Source organism: Ruegeria sp. CDSC081, from assembly GCF_059610485.1.
On record NZ_JBXWNS010000004.1, the window covers coordinates 69,802 to 91,010 of the forward strand.

Below are 21,209 nucleotides of genomic sequence, written 5' to 3' on the forward strand. Positions count from 1 at the left end.
CTAAGCTCCAATCGGGGGAATGCGGGCCGCACAGTTTTTGCGGAAATGTTCAGGACGTTCGCGCCATTTAACGAGGCCATCTTGGGTCGCGAGATATTTGGTCGCGCCTTCAACAATGGTCTCGACATGATCGGTTTCATCGAGATGCTCATAGACAAAGGTCCAACGTTTCGGTCCGCCACGCAGCACAATCGAGCAGCCCTGATCGCAATTTGAAAGGCATTCTACTGCCTTCAAAGTGACGCCATCAGGAAGTTCTGCCTGCTCCAACGCCTTGTGCAGCAACGCCCCAGGACGATCTGCATCATTCTCGACGGGCAGGCCGCGGCGGCAGGTCGTGCACACCAGCAGTTCAACCGGTGTGGTCTCGGTCATGTCTCTCATCCCCCCAAATCCTCTTCGCGGGGGACGGGGTTTCATGCGGGCCACGTATTGCGACATGGGCCCGACACCGGATCACCCCGTCCGGTTTCAACTTCGGATGTTGGCAGGTCTCCCGGCTTGCGGATGTCAGAGGCTGGCCTCTGGCAGATGTCCCGCCTTCCCGGCCCGTCTGGCCAGTGGCTTTGGGCACCCTCTCCGGTCACGGTCGCGGGGGCGGCTGCGTTTGACGGATGACCGCTGACGCATTCCCTTTTCATCTGCATGTGCAGACACCAACGGATGGGACATGCGGCACGGGCAGGGGGCTTGTCAAGCGCGGCAAACGCACGGTAATCATCGAGAATGGAAAAGCGACCTGCCAATGCCTGTCAGCGGCATGTTTGGTCAGCCACATGCAAAATGACGGCAGGCGAGTTTGGGCTTTGCGCCTCGAAGATATCCAGACGAAAGGATTCGCGGGCCAGTTACTTCAAAGGGCATATCGCGTGGATTCGATAGAGCGGTCAAATTTACCGGCCGAGCCAGTGAGTTCACCGCCTTCTGATCAATCCGGTGTCAAGCTTCACTCAGCAGAGCACTGCAGTGGCGAGACGGCGTGTCGCAGGCTCGAAAAAACCGAATGCGAAGCAACTGTTTGAAAGTATTGGAGGCGAGTACCGGAATCGAACCGGTGTACACGGATTTGCAATCCGCTGCGTCACCACTCCGCCAACTCGCCTTTTCAAGTAATATCAAATACTTGCCGTGGTGTGACAGGCGTTTTAGCAGCTTTAATCCGGGGCGTCCAGTGGGTTCGGTCTAAATTTGAGGTACTGAAAATTGGATCACCCATTCGGATCACTCTAAAATCTTCACGACAGACGAAAGTTTCCGCTTGCGGGCCGTTGCTGGTTTGCCCGGGATGTGGCACAAGCCCATCAACCTTGGGAAATGAATGAGCGATCCAATGACAGATTTCGCAGCCCGCCGCCGCACCATGGTCGATACGCAGGTCCGGCCTTCGGACGTTACCAAGTTCCCGATCATTGATGCCATGCTGTCCGTCAAGCGCGAGAATTTTGTGCCAGACGCGCAACGCGAAGCCGCCTATGTCGAGGGTATGATAGAACTTGAGGCTGGACGCTGCATTCTGGAACCGAGAACACTGGCCAAGATGTTGGATGTGCTGAACATTACCAATGATGAGGTTGTTCTGGATATTGCTCCGGCGCTGGGATATTCGACGGCTGTTGCAGCCCGTATGGCGCAGTTGGTCGTAGCGGTGGAAGCGGATGAAGCGCTAGCTGCCGAAGCGCAAACTCTGCTGATGGAGGCTGACGCGGATAATGTGGTCGTTCACGTGGGGCCGCTGGATGAGGGCGCTGCCGAGCATGGGCCTTATGACGTGGTCATGATCCAGGGCGGTGTAGAAGAGGTTCCGTCTGCATTGATTGACCAGCTTAAGGATCATGGGCGTATCGCCTGCCTGTTCATGGAAGGTGATCTTGGGACCGTCCGTATAGGCCACAAATCAGGCGATCGCGTTACCTGGCGCCAGGCATTCAACGCCAGTGCACCTGTTCTGAAGGCTTTCTCGGCCGAGAGTGCATTTTCGCTATAGTCGGCGGGCAGATTTATCTGCTGCCTTGATTAGTTCAACACAAAGACGCAAACTGCCCTGAGGGCTGCGTTATTTTGATTTGAGAGGATTTCGCCATGCGTTTTGCAGCAGGAGGCAAGCTGGTCAGGACTCTGGCAGTGACTGCGGGTATTGCTCTGGGCACGTTGCCCGGTAAGGCGGTTTGGGCCGATAACCTGACCGATGCGTTCATCGGAGCTTATAATACCAGCGGTTTGCTGGAACAGAACCGGGCGCTGCTGCGGGCTGCGGACGAGGATGTGGCGATCGCGCTGTCGGCTTTGCGCCCTATTATCAACTGGACCGTCGCGGTTAGCCAAGACTATACGCGCAGCAGAAACAGTGGTGTTACGAACAGTGTTGATCCTTCGAACTTCTTCTCGGGCCTGACGCTGAGCCAGCTTTTATACGATGGCGGAGCCTCGATTCTGGGCAAGCAATCAGCGCAGGAAACGGTGCTGTCGACCCGGCAGGCGCTGATCGATATCGAACAGCAGGTCCTGTTCCGCGCGGCGACCGCTTACCTGAGTGTTCTGCTGCAGGAAGAGACCGTATCGATTCGTCAAAACAACGTTGAACTGTCCGCAGAAGAGCTTCGCGCCTCGCAGGATCGTTTCGAAGTTGGGGAAGTTACCCGCACAGACGTCGCATTGTCTCAGGCTCAGCTTGCAAGCTCGCAGGCCGATCTGGCGAATGCGCGCGGCGATCTGAGCACTGCTCAGGCGGAATATGTGAACGCAGTTGGCAAACTGCCGGGCCGTACTGCTGGTCAGCCCAGCCTGCCAAACTTGCCCCGGTCCCAGAGCGAGGCCGTCAGCCTGGCCCAACGCAATCACCCATCCATTCTGTCCGCCCAGCATCAGGTGCGCGCCCTTGATCTGGTCGTGCAGCAGCAGCGCGCGGGCCTGGGTCCGAATGTCAGCCTGAACGCTGATGCGGGCGTCACCGAGAGCTATGATGACGACGATTATGTGAATGATGCGAGTATCTCGCTGAACTTCAGCCAGCCGATCTATGCGGGTGGTCGACTCGCGGCAAGCGTGCGCCGCGCAATGGCCTCGCGGGATGGGTCACGTGCCAATCTGCTGAATGTGCAAAAGAACATTACGCAGGGTGTGTCTGATGCCTATGTCCGGTTTCAAACTGCAAGCGCAAGCCTGAGGGCCTCTTCGGAACGTGTGCGCGCCTCGGAAGTTGCGTTTGATGGTATCCGCGAAGAGGCAACTTTGGGTGCGCGGACCACTCTGGACGTGCTGGCTGCTCAGCAGGATTTGCTGGACGCGCAGCTTGCCGAAATTGCTTCCAGAACCGAGCGATCTCTGGCGGCTTATCAGTTGCTGCAGGCCCAAGGTTTGCTCACGGCCGAGCGTTTGGGTCTGGCGGTTCAGATTTACGATCCGACCCTTTACTATAATCTGGTGAAGAAAGCCCCCGCGCAGGTCAGCAAGCAGAGCAAAGATCTGGATCGGGTCCTGAAAGCACTGCGTCGGGATTAAACACCCAATACTGCCTGTTGTGAGGTCTGCATTGTTTGGCTACACTCGGACCTGAGGTTAGAGCGGTAGAAAACAATGACAGACAATGTCGTGAACTCCGGGATCGAAGACGTACTGTCATCGGTCAAGCGGCTGGTCAGCGAAGAAGGTCGAAAAGTTCCCGATCTGGTGCGTTCCAAGTCAGAGCGAAAGCCAGGGCGGCTTGTTCTGACTGATGCGCTCAGGGTTGGCGAGCAAACAGGTGTCGAGACGCAGCCTTTCAAGCTGGATGCTGAGTACAGCGCTGAAAAATCGGTGAAACCGATGCTTTTGCGCGCCTGCGATGTTGTTGCGGGTGATGAAGCGGAGTCGGCTACAGAGCATTCACCTGATCCAGTTGCGGAAGAGGGCATAGCCAAAAGTCTAAGTGCCAAAATTGAGGCGCTGGAAGCCGCGATCGCCCGGACCGAAGATCAGTGGGAGCCCGACGGTGACAGCGTAGATGCCTATTCCGGAACGCCAAATCAACCGTTGGAATGGCAACCCCAAGACGAAGCCCAAGATGCAGAGACTGAGACTGTTGAAAAGGCAGTTTTTGTACGGGACCCAGAGGTATCGGCTGCCGCGGATACAACAGGTTCAGAAGCAGATGCTGCCATGTCCCGGCTTGATGACGATGGCTTGCGCTCTTTGATTGCGCAGGTTGTTCGTGAAGAACTGCAGGGCGTACTGGGTGAACGCATTACGCGGAACGTTCGAAAAATGGTTCGCCGCGAGATCTACCGTGCGTTGGCCGAGCAAAAAGCCGAGTGAGAGTCAGCCTTTAATCGGCGTTTCAGCCAGTTCCAGCAAGCGATCCAGATCCATATGTCGTTCCAGATGGTCGGCCAGACGATCAAGCGTATCTTCGACACCGTCCTCATAGTGCAGGGTGGAAGAGACTCCCAAAAGCTGTAGGTAGTCGGCCCGAAATTGATCGGATGAGAATATACCGTGTAGGTAGCTTCCGCGTATCCGGCCAGTCCGATCAGCTGCGCCCTCCGGGCGGCCCTCGACCTCCAGCCAGGCGCGGGTGCAATCATTGCCTTCGGTGCGGCCCATATGGATCTCATATCCGGTTAGCGGTTGGTGCCCCGGCAGGGCGCGTGCAGTCCGTAGGGTCACCTTTTTCTCACCGACCATAACGGTATCCACATCCAACAGCCCCAATCCATCGACTGTACCTGGCCGCCCGTCCACACCATCGGGATCAGCAATGGTGTTACCTAGCATTTGGTAGCCACCGCATAATCCCAACACGTGACCGCCACGTCGCACATGGGCATAAAGGTCGATATCCCAGCCCTGCGCACGAAAGTAAGCCAAATCGCCAATGGTTGATTTGCTTCCGGGAAGCAGGACCAGATCGGCGTCGCCGGGCAGCGCGCGGCCAGCGGGCACGATCTCGACCGTGATGCCAGGCTCTGCCGATAGCGGATCAAGATCATCAAAATTGGCCATCCGTTCCAACTGAGGTACTGCAACCTTACAGGAACCGCCACTGTGGGACCGGATATCCATCATATCTTCGGCTGGCAGCTTCCAGGCATCGTCGAACCAAGGCACAACACCGATACAGGCCCAGCCTGTTCGAGCGGCGATGTCATCGCGACCTTCGTCGAATAGGGATACATCGCCCTTAAAGCGATTGATGGCAAAGCCTCGGATCATTGCCAGATCGCCAGCATCCAGCACGGCCTGAGTCCCGACGATCTGAGCAATTACCCCACCTCGGTGAATATCGCCGACAAGTACGACCGGCACACCCGCGGCGCAGGCGAAGCCCATATTGGCAATATCACCCTGACGCAGGTTGGTCTCGGCGGGGCTTCCGGCCCCTTCAACCAACACCAGATCAGCGTCGGTGCAGAGCCGGTCAAAACTCTGGCGCGCGGCTGTCATCAGCTTGGATTTATCCTTGCGGTAATCGCCAGCCTGCATCGTTCCGGCGCGTTTGCCCTGAATGATGATCTGCGCGCCTGTATCTGTTTCAGGCTTCAAAAGGATCGGGTTCATATCCGTATGTGTGGCGCGTCGTGCCGCCAACGCCTGTAGGGCTTGCGCGCGCCCGATCTCGCCACCATTTTCGGTTACTGCGGCGTTATTCGACATGTTCTGCGGTTTGAACGGGGCAACCCGTAGGCCTCGGCGCGTATAGGCGCGTGCCAATCCGGCCACCAGAACCGATTTTCCAACATTGCTGCCTGTGCCCTGAATCATGATGGCGCGAACCATGCCGAGTCTCCTGTAAGCTAACGCGCAGATGACCTGATTTAACGGTGAAGGGAAAGCCCCGGATGACGTGGCATTGTCATCATTTTTCAGTCATCGGGTGAGGGCGCAGTTTCGCACCGGAATTCATATTCGGGGTCTATGCAACAAAAAAACACGCCTCCATCAATAGGAGGCGCGTTTTTTCAAACAGACTCGTGTCTGTGATCAGGCGGCTTCGGCCTGTTGGGCGGCGTTGCGGCGCTCGCTTTCTTCGCGCGAAAGAGCGACCGAAGTACGCACACCGCGACCAACGAAATCCATCAATCCGCTGACAACCCGTTCATTTGGGTCGATACCCGCGCAAGACAGCACTTCGCGCCCATCGCGCGAGCGTGCCCAGCGGGCGATCTGTTCTGGGCCATTGCCATACTTTTTGTCGTCGGCGATAGCATCATCCAGCGCAGCCAAAACGACGGCTGCGAAAAGTTTACGAGCACGGTTGCCTTGCTCATTGTTAAAGGCGGTGCCGTCAACGAAATCTCTCATCTCGTCTTCCTTGTTGTTCTTGCTCTTGCATTTTCGGCGTGACGGTTCTTATGACCTATTAAGTGCGATTCGGATACACCTAATGTGCATAGTTGCGTTGCGTCACGCGCATAGCTTGCTGCGGCTGCAGCACAAGGTGTCGTTGTCTTGTCAGGTGCGGCCACGCCAGATATAGGGTGCGCGACTGACGCATCAACCGTTTGTGAAGGATTTAAGTCATGCCCAAGATAAATGGGAACGAAATTCGCCCCGGCAATGTGCTTGAGCATAACGATGGGCTATGGGCCGCTGTCAAAGTTGATCATGTAAAGCCCGGTAAAGGCGGGGCTTTTGCACAGGTCGAACTGCGCAATCTGCGCAATGGTTCCAAACTGAACGAACGTTTCCGCTCAGCTGACAAGGTCGAGCGTGTTCGCCTGGAACAGAAAGACCAGCAGTTTCTATACGAATCCGACGGCATGTTGGTGTTCATGGATTCCGAGACCTATGAGCAGATCGAACTGTCCGCTGATCTGTTGGGTGATCGCCGCCCGTTTCTGCAGGACGGCATGACTATCGTCGTAGAATTTTACGAAAGTGAGGCACTGAACGCCAAACTGCCACAGAAAGTGACGTGCAAGATCGTCGAGACCGAGCCTGTGGTCAAAGGTCAGACCGCTGCGAACTCGTTCAAACCGGCCGTTCTGGACAATGGTGTAAAAGTCATGGTGCCACCATTTGTGGGCCAAGATGAAATGATCGTGGTGAATACTGAAACCATGGACTATTCGGAACGCGCGTAACTGCACTTCTGCTTCAAGACAACGAGAACCGCGACAGCCCGCGCTGCGCGGTTCTTTCTATTTTTAGTCTTTGACGCGTCGGTATTTTTCTGGGTTCGGGCCAAATAGTTCGAGCATCAGTTCGAATTTGATCCGGTTTGCGCTGACCTGGCGATAATAGGCGATCAGAAAAGCCGTGGGGCCTTGAATGCGGCTGAGCCCACTGGTGGCGGCAACAACTGTGCCGACATCGGTTCTGCCCTGAAGGACAAGCCAGCCACCCAGCATCAGAACCCCAACCGTCCCGGCGCCGTTGATCACGCTTAGAAGGAATTTGGCCGAGAGCTTCCAGATGAACATCTTTCTGCGAGTTTCGTAGATTTTGTCGAATTCCGCTTCGATCTCGTGCGCGGCCGCGTCAATCTTTTCTGCTGTCAAACTGTCGGTGGCGCGGCGCAGTATACGAACGCGTTCGGCGACAAAGACGTTCACTTTGCGTTGCGAAACCAGAACGATGATGATCTGCGGCGCGACCATCGAAAAAGCGATCAAACCCAACCCCGGCTGTGTAGACGAGATATAGCCAATCACGCTGATCAGAGTGCCGATTTGGACCACCGGGTCGGAAAAGGCACCGCCTGCGAATTTACCCAGCTCTTCTGCTTCGGCAGAAATGGCGGTAGTCATGGTCCCCTTGCGCATGGTCTCGCCGGTTTCATCCAGATCGGCGGACCGGACCAGCAGCCTTTGCCGGATCAGGCGGATCATATCCTCGCCCAATGTCCCCGCCCGATAGCCGAGCAGCCATTTCAGCCCCAGGCTCAGCAAGATAACCACCATCATACCCGCACCAAGCAGGATCATTCGGTCCACAGATACATCGTCCGAGGTCAGGTGGTTGATGATATCGCGCTGAAACTCCAGCGGGACGGCTGCCAGAGCGGCAACCGCAATAGACAGGATGATAAGGATGATCTGCCGGGCGGAACTGGCACGCCAAATTGCTTTATACAGACGAAACATCAACTCACCCGGATCACTGAACCAAACCTAGTTTGGCAGCCTGTGCTGGGCGGATCAAATGGTTCCGGGGCTGGCGGGGCCATGACCAGGCTGTATTCGAGAATTTTCATTCCTTCAGGCGCACGGTCGCGTCGCCCGCCTGCATATCACCCTTGGCCCTGTCGAGCCTGAGATATGCGATCCCCTGGCCATCCGCTTGGGTAAACAGGCGCCCCACGGATTTCCCGTCAGCAGTTATTTCGGTTCCGACAGGCGTGGTGCCCGCGACATTTACCGTGCGCAGCCCTTTACGCAGCTCGGTCTTGTGTTTCATGCGCGCGGTCACTTCCTGACCGACATAACACCCTTTTTTGAAATCAACGCCGTTCAGCAACTCGAACCCTGATTCCAGAATATAACTGTCTTCGGTCAGTTCGATTCCGGTTTCGGGAATGCAATGGAGCACGCGGATCGCGTTCCAATCGGTTCCGTCCTCGCTTTCGGCATCTTCGGTATATGCGCGCCAGCCCATATCTGAATGGCGCGGATCGGGCAGGGCCCCATCGGGTGCCAGGCCAGTGCCGCGTTGCAGATTCAGGCCGCTGGCTTCGATCGTCAGGTCGGCGCGCAGCTTGTACATGCTCAGACGTTTGATCAACCCGTCGGCAATAACCTCGGCGACGTCCAGCAAGATATCGTCGCCCTCGCGTTTCAGAAAGAAATCGGCCAGATACTTGCCTTGTGGGGTCAGCAGCGCCGTATAGACCAGACCCCGATCAAGCCCGGCAATGTCATTGGTCACCAGCCCCTGCAAGAAGCTGTCAACGTCGGCACCGGTTAGGCGCAGAATGCGGCGATTGGGCATGGCAGAGTCCTCGTCTTTTCCATGGTGCTCGTGATATATGAGAAATCGCTCATAAGACCAGAGGATATCCGACGTGCCGGCACCGATCAGTATTGTAATTCCAACCCTGAACGCGGCCGAAACCTTGCCTGCTACACTTGGAGCGCTGATGGAGGGGCTGCGCGCAGGGTTGATCCACGAATTGATTGTGTCGGACGCAGGCTCTACCGACAAAACCCATGAAATCGCCGAGAATGCCGGGGCCAGGATCGTGACCGGAGAAGCCTCGCGCGGGGGGCAGCTGCGCCGTGGCTGTGCAGCCGCCAAAGCCGATTGGCTGTTGGTACTTCATGCGGATACGGTTTTGCAGGACGGGTGGAGCAATGTTGTGCGGGATCATCTGCCCTCGGGGCGACCTGCGGCGTTCAGACTGGCCTTTGTGGCCGCGGGGTTTGCGCCATCCTGGGTTGCCGGATGGGCCAATCTTCGTAGCCGGATCTTTGGGTTGCCCTATGGTGACCAGGGCATGCTAGTCCGGCGTTCTGAATATCAAGATGCAGGCGGCTTCCCGGACCAGCCCTTGATGGAGGACGTGGCGCTTGCCAAAAAGTTGCACCGCATCACGCTGTTGTCCGCCCGCGCCTTTACGAGCGCGGACCGGTATGAACGGGCGGGGTGGTTGCGTCGTGGTGGTCGGAATCTGTGGACTCTGATCCGCTATCTTCTGGGCGCTGATCCCGAGCGGTTGGCGCGGGCGTACCGGCAGTAAGCGTCGTTCTGAGTTCGACAATGGATTTGCCCAGCCGGAACGGGGCGGCAAAGCTGACAAGGCACAGCGCAATGATCTGAAGCACCAGAATATGCCCGTTTTCCCGCAAATACTCCCATTCATCCTTAAGCTTGCCGACTTGAGTGACAAGGTCATCGTAACTTTGGGCCAAGATCAAATAGTCGCCTGCGATTGCGGGAATTTTCCTGCGCAGATTGTCGATAGCTTCCTGTGTCGGGTCATCCAGCGTTGTGAACACCAGAAACTGGTCGACGTCGAATGAGTGCACCTTCGATGTCATCGCGCGCATGTCATCACGCTCTTCCTGGGCCTGCCGTCCAAACAGGAATTGTAGCCCCCTCAGAGGGGCGACTTCGTTTGTTACGGCAATAAACAAGGGCAGGTCAGCGTTGCTTGCGGTTGAGGCTGAAAGGAACTCAACTTTTTCGCACAGCGCTCCGATATCCTTGTCATAGGCTGGGTCGCAGAACCGCAATCGAAACCGCGCGGCGTCGCGGTCAAAGGCAAGTGTTGCGGCATAGGCAACGTCAATCTGCCGGTCCAGACGGGAACTGTCCGCTGTATAAAGCCCGGCCATCACCGCAACCAATGCGCCGACCCCGCCCAGAACCACCCAGACCAGATCAGCCAGTTTCCATGCGCGATGCCCGGCTGGTTTGCGAAACAGGAACGCTGTGCCAACTGTGCCGATCAGAAAAAACAGAATCAGCAGCGGCAGCTGGTTTTCGGTAATAAATGTCATGGAAACAAAGTGACCAACCGCCGGTCAAGTGGCAACACTCCTCACGGGCAGTTGTAGTTTTGGAACAATCCGAAGCTAAGAGCCCGAACTTTGACCGAATTTCCGAAACAGCTTGGTGCGATCAAAGGCCTGTTCCAGTTCGACCGTGCGATCTTTGACCGAATCCCAAAGCCGTTCCTGAACTTCGGCTATGGCGCATTCCATCAGGGTCAGTATCGCAGCCATCGAATCCCAGGCAGAAGGCACCGAGATGCGCGCCGCGAATGTGTGTTTGGCCAGCCGGTGGATTGGCGAGCGCCACTGATCGGTCAACAGCACGATTTCGGCCCCGCGCTCGTGGCAGAGCTGACCAATCAGTAGGCTCGCATTCTCATAGCGCCGGACATCCAGCGCGATCAGCACATCCCCTTGACGCACGTCCAACAGATCATGGGTCCAGGATGCGGCGACCGGCAACAGGCGGACATCCGGTCGGATCATTTGCAGGTGCAGATACAGGTATTGCGCCAGTGTTCCGGTAATGCGGCCACCGGTGATGAAAATACGCCGGTTCTGATCGCTCAGCAGGCTGCAGAAGCTATCGAATTCGTCGGGGTCGATCTCGTCGATTGTGCGCTTCTGGTTGGCCAGAGAACGCTGGGAATAGCGGTTGAGGATATGTTCTTCGGGCAGGTCATTCTGCCAGACATCACGTTTGGCTACTGGCCCCGAGATCATTTCTTTGACCTCACCACGCAGCGCGGCCTGAAATTGAGGATATCCGTCAAAACCGGTCTTTTGCAGCATCCGTGCAACCGTAGTGGTCGAGACTGAGGCGGTACTGGCCAATTCGGTAATACTACCCAGCCCGGCCATCGGGTAATCATCCAGCAGAACGCTGACCAGTTGCCGTTCAGACGGGGTCATCTTGTCCCGATGGGCCAGAAGCCTGTCTGTCACCCGCACTGGCGTGTCCTCCTATTATGCGACCAGACCATAATGTGAATAATTTTTCAGCAAGATCAAGCTTGGAAAAATTTATACAGAAAAAATATTGACAGGATGATGCGGTCTGTGGAAATTTTTCCACAATGTCTCATTTTGGAATCGCAGGACGGTAGATTGGACTTCGGCAAAGTTGTTCATACGGATTTGGCGGGCAATGCGCCTGTGGTCGTGCTGGTGTGCGAACATGCGTCTAATCGTATCCCGGCTTTTCTGGGTGATATGGGGTTAAGCGCTGAAGCACGCGAAAGTCATATTGCCTGGGATCCAGGCGCACTGGCCGTGGCGCAGGCTATGGCCAAACGCATGTCAGCACCTTTGGTCCATGGCGGGGTGTCTCGGCTGGTCTATGACTGCAATCGCCCGCCCGAGGCGGCGGGTGCAATGCCGATCCGCAGCGAGGATTACGAAATCCCGGCGAACATCAACATGTCGCCCGAGCAGCGAATGGTCAGAATCGAAAACGTGTATCAGCCGTTTTGCGCCGCTCTGTCGGATTTGATCGATCAGCACAGCGCTTCACTTAGGTTGATGGTGACAATCCACAGTTTCACGCCGATCTATCTGGGGCAGAAACGGCAGGTCGAACTGGGTATTCTGCACGGTGTGGACAACCAGTTTGCCACAGCGATGATGGCTGACGGAGCTATCGGCAGCCCCTTTATCATCAGGCTGAATGAGCCTTATTCTGCGGCGGATGGAGTAGCTCATACACTGGATACCCAGGCGCTGCCTCACCGCTTGCTGAACGTGATGATCGAGATCCGCAATGACTTGATCCGCACGCCTAAGCAGCAGGCAGAGATGGCCGATTGCCTGGTGCCCTGGATAGCGCGTGTTCTGTCGGATTTTCAGGAAGGGGCGTCAGCGTGATCAAAGCAATGAGCGCATATGTCCGTATCGTGGATGCGATCAACTATCGGATCGGGCGGGTCATGATGTGGTGCCTGTTTGTCATGATGGGCATCCTGCTGTGGTCTTCGATATCAAAGACCTTCTTCCTACCGTCGCTCTGGACACTTGAAATGGCACAGTTTGCGATGGTGACCTATTACATCATGGGTGGGCCATATTCGATCCAGCTGGGTTCGAATGTGCGCATGGACCTGTTTTACCACAACTGGAGCCCCCAACGAAAAGCGTGGTTCGATGCGTTCACCGTGCTTTTGCTGATCCTCTATCTGGGTGTGCTGTTCTACGGTGGGCTTGGATCGACGGCGTACAGCCTTGGTTATTGGGGCGACGAACCCGTTTCCTACTTCACCGGACTGCTGACCGGCAGTGAAGAGATCGGTCGGCTTGAACGTTCCTCGACCGCGTGGCGGCCGTATATCTGGCCGGTCAAATCCATCATGGTTTTCGGCTTCTTCCTGATGTTGCTGCAGGCAGTCTCGGAATTTTTCAAAGACATTGCGCGGATCAACGGGCAGGAAATCGGGGTACAGCGGGCATGAGCCAGGAATATATCGCCATCTTCATGTTCGCGTTGATGATGCTGATGCTGTTCACAGGTCAGCGCGTTTTTGGTGCGATCGGTGCGGTTGCGACGATCGCGGCGCTTTCATTGTGGGGAACCGGAGGGCAGGACATCACATTTTCAGCCGCGATGAAGCTGATGAAGTGGTATCCGCTGCTGACCCTGCCAATGTTCATTTTCATGGGCTATGTGCTCAGCGAAAGCAGGCTGGCGGATGACCTGTATCGCATGTTCCATGTCTGGATGGGGCCGGTGAATGGCGGGCTTGCCATCGGGACGATTGGTTTGATGGTCTTGGTTTCTGCCATGAATGGCCTCAGTGTGGCCGGGATGGCTATTGGAGCCACGATTGCTTTGCCTGAACTGTTGAGACGCGGGTACGACAAAACCATGGTGACCGGTGTCATTCAGGCCGGGTCCAGTCTGGGTATTCTTGTACCACCTTCGGTGGTTCTGGTGCTGTATGCGATGATCGCCCGTCAACCTGTGGGACAGTTATGGCTGGCGGGGATCGTGCCCGGGCTGATGATGGCTGGTATGTTCATCCTTTACATCTGGATCCGCTGCCGCATTCAGCCCGAGCTTGGTCCAGCGATGAAAGACGCGCACGAGGTTCCGCGGGCCGAGAAATTCCGGTTGCTGGGCGCGGGTGCGTTGCCGCTGATTATCTTCGCTGCAATGATGGTGCCCTTTGTGAACGGGTGGACGTCACTGGTTGAAAGTTCGGCCATCGGAGCGCTGGCGGCATTGGTGGTTTCGGTGGCCAAACGTCGAATGACCTGGGCGATTATTGAAACCTGTACCAAGCATACGCTGGCGATATCGTGCATGTTCATGTGGATCATCCTTGCAGCACTTGGTTTTGGCGCGGTTTTCGACGGGCTTGGTGCGGTGAAGGCAATCGACAACTTGTTTACCGACCAGTTGGGCCTGTCACCCTGGATGATCCTGATCCTGATGCAGCTCAGCTTTATTGTCATGGGCACGTTTCTGGACGACACCGCGATGCTGGTGATTGTGGCACCGCTTTATGTACCGCTGGTTGGTGCGCTGGGCTTTGACTTGATTTGGTACGGGGTTCTGTACACGATCACCACACAGATCGCCTATATGACACCGCCTTTCGGCTATAACCTATTTCTGATGCGCGCGATGGCCCCACCAGAAATCACGCTGAGGGATATCTATGGCTCGATCTTTCCGTTCGTCGCCGTGATGGTTCTGGCGCTTACGATTATCATGATCTTCCCGGAACTGGCTCTTTGGCTGCCCGGCTATGTCTATGGAAATTAACAAGAATGCCTTTCGAAGAGGCACGAAGCACTTCAACAGAGAGGAAATTGACATGACGACAAGACGTAAGTTTCTGAAAACCGCCGGGGTAGGGGTCGCAGCCGCACCTCTGGCCGCACCGGCGCTGGCTCAAAGCACGATCACGTGGCGCATGCAGACCTATGCCGGTCCTGCGCTGGCTGCGCATGTGATCGACCCGGCAATCGAGATGTTCAACAAGATTGCCGGTGACCGGATGCAAATCGAGCTGTTCTATGCTGACCAGCTTGTTCCGACAGGCGAACTGTTCCGTGCCATGCAGAAAGGTACCATTGATGCGGTACAGTCCGATGATGACTCGATGGCGTCGCCCACCGATGTCACAGTGTTCGGCGGCTATTTCCCGTTTGCCTCGCGCTATTCGCTGGATGTACCGGTTCTGTTCAATCAGTACGGTCTGAACGAAATCTGGGACGAAGAATACTCGAAAGTCGGGGTCAAGCACATCTCGGCGGGCGCCTGGGACCCGTGCCATTTCGCCACCAAGGACCCAATCAACAGCCTGGCGGATCTGCAAGGCAAGCGTGTCTTCACTTTCCCAACAGCGGGTCGCTTCCTCAGCCAGTTCGGTGTGGTACCAGTTACACTGCCATGGGAAGATATCGAGGTCGCCGTACAGACCGGCGAGTTGGACGGCATCGCATGGTCGGGCATCACCGAGGATTACACTGTCGGCTGGGCGGATGTGACCAACTACTTCCTGACCAACAACATCTCAGGCGCCTGGGCCGGGTCTTTCTTTGCCAACATGGATCGCTGGAACGAGTTGCCGGAAGATCTGCAAACGCTGTTCCGTGTTTGCTGTGATCAGTCGCATTACTACCGCCAGTGGTGGTACTGGGGCGGCGAGGCCAGCTTGCGGGTCAATGGCGACAAGATGCAGCTGACCACGATCCCAGATGAGGAATGGGCACAGGTCGAAGGCGCGGCAATCGCATTCTGGGATGAGATTGCGGCAGAATCTGAGATCAAGGCGAGGGTTGTTGAGATATTCAAGCAATACAACGCCGACATGCTCAAGGCCGGACGGCCTTATCGTTACGGATAATAAGCAACTTCCCGACGCGGGTAACTCCTCTCGCGTCGGGTTTGGACATCACCTGGCGACACCTCTTATGTTCATATCAATCCCAATAACAGAGATGCGAAACCGGATGCACAGTGCTGCTCACCGGTCGGACGGGGTATGAACACATGGCCATCGCTGGTTTTCTGATCGAGATTTTTGCCGCAACCATGTTGCTGCTTTTCGCCGTTCGCCTGGTTCGTACGGGGATTGAGCGGCGATTTGGCGCGCTATTTCAATCGCTTTTGACCCGACATTCAAACAGTTTTGTCGCCGGTGGCGCGGGTATGGTTCTGGCTACGATCCTGCAAAGTTCAGCCGCCGTGGCGGTTTTGCTGACAGGGTTTGCGGCGGCCGGAATGGTCAGTTTTGGCATCGCCCTGGCGGGGGTTTTGGGGGCCGATCTGGGATCGGCTCTGGTCATTCAGATACTGTCTTATGATTTGGGATGGTTGCAGCCGGTGTTGCTGGCGCTGGGCGGGTGGCTCTACCTCAAATCTGATCGGGCAAATGTTCGCCTGATGGGGCGGATTGTTCTGGGTGTAGCCTTCATTTTGGTATCACTGCAATTTTTGCGCGATGCTGTCGATCCGATCCGCGAAAGCGCCTTTTTGCCGGCCATCGCGGGCTATCTTGAAAGCGACTATTTCAGTGCCTTCATCGTTGGAGCTGTGCTTGCCTTTGTCATGCACAGCTCGGTTGCGACAATCCTGATGTGCGTGACGCTGGTACAGATCGGGGCAATCCCATTCGCGGCGGGTTTGTCGTTGGTATTGGGGGCAAATTTGGGCTCGGCCTTTATTCCGATCTGGTTGACGCGCGACCAGATCGTTTCGGCCCGCCGGATACCGATAGCCAACCTGTTGCTGCGCGGCAGTGCGGCGCTTGTGATGCTGTTTGCTGTCAACGTCACCGGGACCCATGCCGCATTGATGATCAGCGGGCCGGGGCAATCGTTGATCTTTGCCCATATCGGTTTCAACCTCGTGGTGTTTCTGCTGGCAACCGGATTCGTCACCCGGATGGAAGCGCCGATGGCATTGCTCATGCCCGAGACCGACCCTGAATCTGGTGTGGCAGATCAGTTCTCGGGTGCTCTTAATCCGCTAGGCGACCCCAGTGCCACAGGCCCTGATGTTGCGATGTCCTCGGTGCGCCACGAATTGTTGCAGATGGTCACGCAGGTCGAACGCATGTTCCGCCCGGTGCTGGATATCTATGAGCGTGACGACATTGATACCATTGCCGCCCTGTCGCAGCAGGATGAAATGGTAAACGCCCAGTTGACGGAAATCCGACGCTTTGTCGCGCGGTTGCCGCGGCAGAATATGAGCAAGTCTCAGATCAAGGCCGCCCGTGGTTTGGTGGAATACGCTATTCGGCTCGAGGCCGCTGGAGATGTCGTGTCGAACAGAATGACGCGTTCAGCAAAGATTAAACACATGGAAAGGGCCGAGTTTTCCGCCCAGGGGTGGAAAGAACTCAAGGATTTACACGCCACCATTCTGGAAAGTTTTTCGCTGGCGCGACACGTTTTGTTGGTGGATGACGTCGACTGTGCCCGCCGTCTTGTTCTGGACAAGGCCGAGATCAAAAGGATGTCCCGCGACAGCCGCAAGGCGCATCTAAAGCGGCTGGAGCGTGGTCAAACGGAAAGTTTCCAGTCCAGCGATCTGCATCTGGAGGCACTGCGCGCTATGCGCGATCTGCACGGCCATATCGCGGCCATCGCCTATCCGATCCTCTACAAAAGCGGACAGGTTCTGGAAACGCGGCTGGTTATGGAAATGGAGAAAGAAGCGGCCGAAGACTAACGGCCGTCGATGGGAACAGGGGCGCGGTGGGCCCGATTGTGATGAAGGATGAACATGATGGGCCATGATGTTGTGTTGGCGGACCTCAAAACCAAGGTTGAAGCAGGTGAAGTAGACACCGTTCTTGTTTGCATGGTGGACATGCAGGGGCGGCTGATGGGCAAACGGTTTCACGCCGGTCACTTTGTGGCAGGCGCTTGGCAAGAGACCCATTGCTGCAATTATCTGTTGGCGACAGATCTGGAAATGGGCACGCCTGACGGATATGCCTCGACCAGCTGGGAGCGGGGCTATGGCGATTACGTCATGAAACCTGATCTCAGCACTTTGCGCCCGGTGCCGTGGCTTGAGGGCACGGTGATGGTGATGTGCGATGTTCTGGATCACCACACGCATGAAGAGGTTCCGCACGCGCCCCGGTCGATCCTGAAGAAACAGGTCAAACGCCTGAAAGCCATGGGTTACGACGCGATGTGCGCCACTGAGTTGGAGTTCTTTTTGTTTGAGAAGAGCTTTGACCAGATCCGCAAGGAAGGGTTTCGCGATCTGGCGCCGATCTCGGGCTATAATGAGGATTATCATATCCTGCAGACCACCAAGGAAGAGCATGTGATGCGTCCCATCCGCAATCATTTGTGGAACGCGGGCATCCCGGTCGAGAATACGAAGGGCGAGGCCGAGACCGGTCAGGAAGAATTGAACATCAAATACGCCGCCGCCATGGAAACGGCCGAGTATCACTCGATCGCCAAGAATGCGGTGAAGGAAATCGCCTGGCAGCACGGGCATGCGGCCACGTTCCTGCCGAAATGGCATCATGACAAGGTTGGTAGTTCATCCCATGTGCATCAGTCGCTGTGGTCTGAGGGAAGGCCAATCTTTTTCGACGAAAAAGATCCGCTCGGCATGTCGGCAGTAATGAAAAGCTATATGGCCGGGTTGTTGAAATACGCTGCCGATTATACGTGTTTCATGGCCCCCTACATCAACAGCTACAAGCGTTTCCAAAAAGGAAGTTTTGCGCCGACGCGGATCATCTGGTCGGTCGACAACCGCACCGCCGGTTTCCGACTGTGTGGTGATGGAACCAAATCGGTTCGCGTGGAATGCCGTATTCCGGGCTCGGATATGAACCCGTATCTGGCGATTGCTGGTATGTTGGCGGCGGGTATCGCAGGCATCGAGGAGGGGTTGGAGCTTGAACCACCAACCAAAGGCGATGCGTATCAGAGCGAGTCCGGCATGATCCCCGGCAACCTGCCCGCTGCGCGGGATGCCCTGCTTGGCTCAACCATGTTGCGGGCCGCTATGGGGGACGAAGTTGTTGATCACTATGCGCGCGCCGCCGAGGTAGAAATCGAGGAATTCGAAAGCGTGGTTACTGATTGGGAAATTGCCCGCGGGTTCGAACGGGCCTGAGGGTGGACGAAGTTGGGGGCCCTGCCTGCCGCTATTGGTGCTTGAACCAATGGCGCATCAATGACGGCCCCCGAGGTTTGTGTTGGCCAGATAAAGCAGGAGATTCTGCTTTTTAGAGGATGGAATGGAGATGGGGCAGATGTTGAAATGCATCTCGCCGATCGATGGATCGGTTTATGCTGAGCGCGAAACCTTATCGCGCGAAGCAGCGTTTGAGGTGGCTGCGCGGGCCAGGGAAGCGCATACAGCCTGGGCAGCACGCCCAATACAAGAGCGAATTGATCTTGTGATGGCGGGTGTCGCCGCTGTTGGTGCGATGAATGACGAAATCGTGCTCGAATTGGCCCATATGATGGGGCGGCCAGTGCGCTACGGCGGAGAGTTCGGCGGGTTCAACGAGCGCGCCGGCCATATGGCCGAGATCGCGCAGGGTGCACTGGCCGATATTGCGGTGGGCGAGGATGAGATCTTCAGGCGCTATATCAAACGCATTCCGCACGGGGTGGTCTTTGTCGTGGCGCCCTGGAACTACCCGTACATGACTGCGATCAATACGGTGGCCCCGGCGTTGATTGCGGGCAATACCGTGGTGCTGAAACACGCGACCCAGACCTTGTTGGTGGGTGAGCGGATGGCGCAGGCTTTCCATTCGGCAGGTGTTCCTGAGGATGTGTTCCAGAATGTGTTCCTGAGTCATGATGTGACTAACGATTTGATCGCTGGAAATGCGTTTGATTTCGTGAACTTCACTGGCTCGGTCGGTGGTGGTCAGGCGATGGAACGTGCGGCGGCGGGCACATTCACCGGGGTCGGTACCGAGTTGGGCGGCAAGGATCCAGGCTATGTCATGGACGACGCCGATCTGGACGCAGCTGTTGATACGCTGATCGACGGTGCGATGTTCAACGCGGGCCAGTGCTGCTGCGGGATTGAGCGGATTTATGTGCACGAAAGCCTGTATGATGCGTTCGTTGCCAAAGCGGTTGAGATTGTTCAGGGCTATAAGCTGGGCAATCCGCTGGATGCAGAGACGACGATTGGACCGATGGCCAGTGTACGCTTTGCCGATGAGGTCCGCGCGCAGATTGCCGAGGCAGTCGCGGATGGCGCAGTTACCCATATCGACACTTTCCCCGAGGATGATGGGGGGGCATATCTGACCCCGCAAATCCTGACCAATGTCACACACGACATGCGGGTGATGCGGGATGAGAGTTTCGGCCCCGTAGTTGGTATCATGAAAGTGTCGTCGGATGACGAAGCCATCGCGCTGATGAATGACAGCGAGTTTGGCCTGACCGCCAGCCTCTGGACCCGCGACGTGGACCGGGCCGCGCAGGTCGGGGACCAGATTGAAACTGGCACCGTCTTCATGAACCGCGCCGATTATCTGGATCCGGGCCTGTGCTGGACCGGTTGCAAGAATACCGGGCGTGGCGGAGGTCTTTCTGTCATCGGCTATCACAACCTTACCCGCCCCAAATCCTACCATCTGAAGAAGGTGACACCATGAGCCTGTCTGGAAACTGGTCTTATCCGACCGCGATCAAATTCGGCGCTGGCCGCATCAAGGAACTGCCCGAAGCCTGCGCTGCCGCCGGAATGAAACGCCCTCTGCTGGTCACGGACAAGGGGCTAGCTGATCTGCCGATCACCTCGGCGACGCTGGATATTCTTGAGGCTGCGGGTCTGGGGCGTGGCCTGTTTAGCGAAGTGGACCCGAACCCTAATGAGAAGAACCTTGAGGCTGGCGTTGCGGCGTATCGGGCAGGCGATCATGACGGGGTGATCGCATTTGGCGGTGGCTCGGGGCTGGATCTGGGTAAGATGGTGGCCTTCATGGCCGGTCAGACGCGCCCGGTCTGGGATTTCGAAGATATTGGCGACTGGTGGACCCGCGCAGATGCTGATGTCATCGGGCCGATCATTGCGGTTCCAACCACCGCTGGCACCGGGTCCGAGGTCGGGCGCGCCAGCGTCATCACCAATTCGGAAACCCACGCGAAAAAGATCATCTTTCACCCTAAGGTACTGCCAACCGTGGTGATCTGTGACCCGGAACTGACCGTGGGGATGCCGAAATTCATCACCGCGGGCACCGGTTTGGACGCCTTTGCCCATTGTGTCGAGGCGTTCTCCAGCCCGCATTACCACCCGATGTCACACGGCATCGCGCTCGAGGGGATGCGGCTGGTCAAGGACTACCTGCCGCGCGCCTATACCGATGGCACCGATATCGAAGCCCGTGCCCAGATGATGAGCGCGGCAGCCATGGGGGCCACGGCCTTTCAAAAGGGCCTCGGCGCGATCCACGCGATGAGCCACCCGATTGGCGCGGTGTTCAACACCCATCACGGGACGACCAACGCGGTCTGTATGCCCGCGGTGCTAGAGTTCAACGCCCCCGCCATCGCCGACCGGTTCCAGCAGGCCGCGGCCTATCTGGGCATCGATGGAGGCTTTGACGGGTTCCGCGCCTTTGTGCAGGAGTTTAATGACTCGCTGGATATCCCCCGCAAACTCTCGGATATGAAAGTGACCGATGCGGCAATCCCCGAACTGGTCAAGGGGGCGATCATCGATCCCTCTTGCGGCGGCAACCCGATTGAACTGACCGAGGACAACCTGACGGCGCTGTTCAAAGCGGCGCTGTAAGCCTCTTGCCGATCCGCTCCCTCATCTCTCATAGTGAAGGCAGGTGA

19 protein-coding genes, 1 tRNA gene and 1 riboswitch are annotated in these 21,209 nt (G+C 56.7%); of the genes, 13 read left to right on the forward strand and 7 right to left on the reverse strand.

Going from position 1 to position 21,209, the window contains the following annotated elements; translation table 11 throughout:
- Both AC2FH9_RS08060 and AC2FH9_RS08065 read right to left on the reverse strand, forming a co-directional pair.
- Positions 1-375 (reverse strand): DUF1636 family protein, encoded by a 375-nt coding sequence (locus tag AC2FH9_RS08060; protein WP_142632902.1) that lies wholly within the window; start codon positions 373-375, stop codon positions 1-3.
- A gap of 94 nt (positions 376-469) precedes the next feature.
- Positions 470-676, reverse strand: a riboswitch (cobalamin riboswitch).
- A 352-nt stretch (positions 677-1,028) separates the two neighbouring features.
- A tRNA-Cys gene (locus AC2FH9_RS08065) sits at positions 1,029-1,102 on the reverse strand.
- A gap of 228 nt (positions 1,103-1,330) precedes the next feature.
- Between AC2FH9_RS08065 and AC2FH9_RS08070 the strand changes: the two genes are divergently transcribed.
- From AC2FH9_RS08070 to AC2FH9_RS08080, 3 genes are all read left to right on the forward strand, one after another.
- The gene (locus tag AC2FH9_RS08070) at positions 1,331-1,984 is read left to right on the forward strand and encodes a protein-L-isoaspartate O-methyltransferase family protein (RefSeq protein WP_281972387.1); all 654 of its coding nucleotides are present in this window, start codon (positions 1,331-1,333) and stop codon (positions 1,982-1,984) included.
- Between the two features lie 95 nt (positions 1,985-2,079).
- Positions 2,080-3,498, forward strand: coding sequence for a TolC family outer membrane protein (locus AC2FH9_RS08075; RefSeq protein ID WP_496692410.1), 1,419 nt, complete (start codon positions 2,080-2,082; stop codon positions 3,496-3,498).
- Positions 3,499-3,573: 75 nt separating this feature from the next.
- Positions 3,574-4,290: a hypothetical protein gene (locus tag AC2FH9_RS08080; RefSeq protein ID WP_496871200.1), complete on the forward strand. Its 717-nt coding sequence runs from the start codon at positions 3,574-3,576 to the stop codon at positions 4,288-4,290.
- Between the two features lie 3 nt (positions 4,291-4,293).
- Here AC2FH9_RS08080 and AC2FH9_RS08085 read toward each other — a convergent pair whose 3' ends face one another.
- Positions 4,294-5,751: a cobyric acid synthase gene (locus AC2FH9_RS08085; RefSeq protein ID WP_281994393.1), complete on the reverse strand. Its 1,458-nt coding sequence runs from the start codon at positions 5,749-5,751 to the stop codon at positions 4,294-4,296.
- 204 nt (positions 5,752-5,955) lie between these two features.
- Entirely contained in the window at positions 5,956-6,276 is a 321-nt protein-coding gene (locus AC2FH9_RS08090; protein ID WP_108785849.1) for a DUF6280 family protein, read from the reverse strand.
- A 218-nt stretch (positions 6,277-6,494) separates the two neighbouring features.
- Here AC2FH9_RS08090 and efp point away from each other — a divergent pair, with 218 nt between their 5' ends.
- Positions 6,495-7,058, forward strand: a complete 564-nt coding sequence (gene efp, locus AC2FH9_RS08095) for an elongation factor P (protein ID WP_142632922.1) — start codon at positions 6,495-6,497, stop codon at positions 7,056-7,058.
- A 63-nt stretch (positions 7,059-7,121) separates the two neighbouring features.
- On the opposite strand, the gene AC2FH9_RS08100 is transcribed toward efp, so the two are convergent.
- Both AC2FH9_RS08100 and ygfZ read right to left on the reverse strand, forming a co-directional pair.
- Positions 7,122-8,060, reverse strand: coding sequence for an ABC transporter transmembrane domain-containing protein (locus tag AC2FH9_RS08100; RefSeq protein WP_271947939.1), 939 nt, complete (start codon positions 8,058-8,060; stop codon positions 7,122-7,124).
- A 106-nt stretch (positions 8,061-8,166) separates the two neighbouring features.
- Complete coding sequence (gene ygfZ, locus AC2FH9_RS08105; RefSeq protein WP_496871201.1) at positions 8,167-8,904, reverse strand: CAF17-like 4Fe-4S cluster assembly/insertion protein YgfZ; 738 nt, start codon at positions 8,902-8,904, stop codon at positions 8,167-8,169.
- A 73-nt stretch (positions 8,905-8,977) separates the two neighbouring features.
- Here ygfZ and AC2FH9_RS08110 point away from each other — a divergent pair, with 73 nt between their 5' ends.
- Positions 8,978-9,652 carry a TIGR04283 family arsenosugar biosynthesis glycosyltransferase gene (locus AC2FH9_RS08110; protein ID WP_496871202.1) on the forward strand — a complete coding sequence of 225 codons (675 nt, stop codon included), beginning with the start codon at positions 8,978-8,980 and terminating at the stop codon, positions 9,650-9,652.
- A gap of 838 nt (positions 9,653-10,490) precedes the next feature.
- On the opposite strand, the gene AC2FH9_RS08115 is transcribed toward AC2FH9_RS08110, so the two are convergent.
- Entirely contained in the window at positions 10,491-11,360 is an 870-nt protein-coding gene (locus tag AC2FH9_RS08115; RefSeq protein WP_142632930.1) for a MurR/RpiR family transcriptional regulator, read from the reverse strand.
- Between the two features lie 156 nt (positions 11,361-11,516).
- Here AC2FH9_RS08115 and AC2FH9_RS08120 point away from each other — a divergent pair, with 156 nt between their 5' ends.
- The 8 genes from AC2FH9_RS08120 (at position 11,517) to AC2FH9_RS08155 (ending at position 21,162) form a co-directional block, all read left to right on the forward strand.
- Entirely contained in the window at positions 11,517-12,272 is a 756-nt protein-coding gene (locus tag AC2FH9_RS08120; RefSeq protein WP_496700599.1) for an N-formylglutamate amidohydrolase, read from the forward strand.
- Positions 12,273-12,280: 8 nt separating this feature from the next.
- Positions 12,281-12,853, forward strand: coding sequence for a TRAP transporter small permease subunit (locus tag AC2FH9_RS08125; RefSeq protein WP_496871203.1), 573 nt, complete (start codon positions 12,281-12,283; stop codon positions 12,851-12,853).
- Entirely contained in the window at positions 12,850-14,169 is a 1,320-nt protein-coding gene (locus AC2FH9_RS08130) for a TRAP transporter large permease (RefSeq protein WP_496871204.1), read from the forward strand. The genes AC2FH9_RS08125 and AC2FH9_RS08130 overlap by 4 nt, the downstream gene beginning before the upstream one ends.
- Before the next feature lie 52 nt (positions 14,170-14,221).
- A complete protein-coding gene (locus AC2FH9_RS08135) occupies positions 14,222-15,256 on the forward strand; it encodes a TRAP transporter substrate-binding protein (RefSeq protein WP_142632938.1) in 1,035 nt (344 codons plus the stop codon).
- A gap of 146 nt (positions 15,257-15,402) precedes the next feature.
- On the forward strand, positions 15,403-17,088 hold the full coding sequence (locus AC2FH9_RS08140) for a Na/Pi cotransporter family protein (protein ID WP_496749476.1): 1,686 nt from the start codon (positions 15,403-15,405) through the stop codon (positions 17,086-17,088).
- Positions 17,089-17,145: 57 nt separating this feature from the next.
- A complete protein-coding gene (locus AC2FH9_RS08145; protein WP_271947924.1) occupies positions 17,146-18,507 on the forward strand; it encodes a glutamine synthetase family protein in 1,362 nt (453 codons plus the stop codon).
- 130 nt (positions 18,508-18,637) lie between these two features.
- Positions 18,638-20,020, forward strand: a complete 1,383-nt coding sequence (locus tag AC2FH9_RS08150; RefSeq protein ID WP_496749477.1) for an aldehyde dehydrogenase family protein — start codon at positions 18,638-18,640, stop codon at positions 20,018-20,020.
- On the forward strand, positions 20,017-21,162 hold the full coding sequence (locus AC2FH9_RS08155) for an iron-containing alcohol dehydrogenase (protein WP_496871205.1): 1,146 nt from the start codon (positions 20,017-20,019) through the stop codon (positions 21,160-21,162). Before AC2FH9_RS08150 ends, AC2FH9_RS08155 begins: the two co-directional genes overlap by 4 nt.
- The last annotated feature ends 47 nt before the right edge of the window (positions 21,163-21,209 follow it).

What these genes read in the sequence shown, in the direction of transcription:
- AC2FH9_RS08060 (WP_142632902.1), bottom strand. Translation starts at nt 375, where the DNA reads ATGACCGAGACCACACCGGTTGAACTGCTGGTGTGCACGACCTGCCGC.
- AC2FH9_RS08070 (WP_281972387.1), top strand. Translation starts at nt 1,331, where the DNA reads ATGACAGATTTCGCAGCCCGCCGCCGCACCATGGTCGATACGCAGGTC.
- AC2FH9_RS08075 (WP_496692410.1), top strand. Translation starts at nt 2,080, where the DNA reads ATGCGTTTTGCAGCAGGAGGCAAGCTGGTCAGGACTCTGGCAGTGACT.
- AC2FH9_RS08080 (WP_496871200.1), top strand. Translation starts at nt 3,574, where the DNA reads ATGACAGACAATGTCGTGAACTCCGGGATCGAAGACGTACTGTCATCG.
- AC2FH9_RS08085 (WP_281994393.1), bottom strand. Translation starts at nt 5,751, where the DNA reads ATGGTTCGCGCCATCATGATTCAGGGCACAGGCAGCAATGTTGGAAAA.
- AC2FH9_RS08090 (WP_108785849.1), bottom strand. Translation starts at nt 6,276, where the DNA reads ATGAGAGATTTCGTTGACGGCACCGCCTTTAACAATGAGCAAGGCAAC.
- efp (WP_142632922.1), top strand. Translation starts at nt 6,495, where the DNA reads ATGCCCAAGATAAATGGGAACGAAATTCGCCCCGGCAATGTGCTTGAG.
- AC2FH9_RS08100 (WP_271947939.1), bottom strand. Translation starts at nt 8,060, where the DNA reads ATGTTTCGTCTGTATAAAGCAATTTGGCGTGCCAGTTCCGCCCGGCAG.
- ygfZ (WP_496871201.1), bottom strand. Translation starts at nt 8,904, where the DNA reads ATGCCCAATCGCCGCATTCTGCGCCTAACCGGTGCCGACGTTGACAGC.
- AC2FH9_RS08125 (WP_496871203.1), top strand. Translation starts at nt 12,281, where the DNA reads ATGAGCGCATATGTCCGTATCGTGGATGCGATCAACTATCGGATCGGG.
- AC2FH9_RS08130 (WP_496871204.1), top strand. Translation starts at nt 12,850, where the DNA reads ATGAGCCAGGAATATATCGCCATCTTCATGTTCGCGTTGATGATGCTG.
- AC2FH9_RS08135 (WP_142632938.1), top strand. Translation starts at nt 14,222, where the DNA reads ATGACGACAAGACGTAAGTTTCTGAAAACCGCCGGGGTAGGGGTCGCA.
- AC2FH9_RS08140 (WP_496749476.1), top strand. Translation starts at nt 15,403, where the DNA reads ATGGCCATCGCTGGTTTTCTGATCGAGATTTTTGCCGCAACCATGTTG.
- AC2FH9_RS08145 (WP_271947924.1), top strand. Translation starts at nt 17,146, where the DNA reads ATGGGCCATGATGTTGTGTTGGCGGACCTCAAAACCAAGGTTGAAGCA.
- AC2FH9_RS08150 (WP_496749477.1), top strand. Translation starts at nt 18,638, where the DNA reads ATGGGGCAGATGTTGAAATGCATCTCGCCGATCGATGGATCGGTTTAT.
- AC2FH9_RS08155 (WP_496871205.1), top strand. Translation starts at nt 20,017, where the DNA reads ATGAGCCTGTCTGGAAACTGGTCTTATCCGACCGCGATCAAATTCGGC.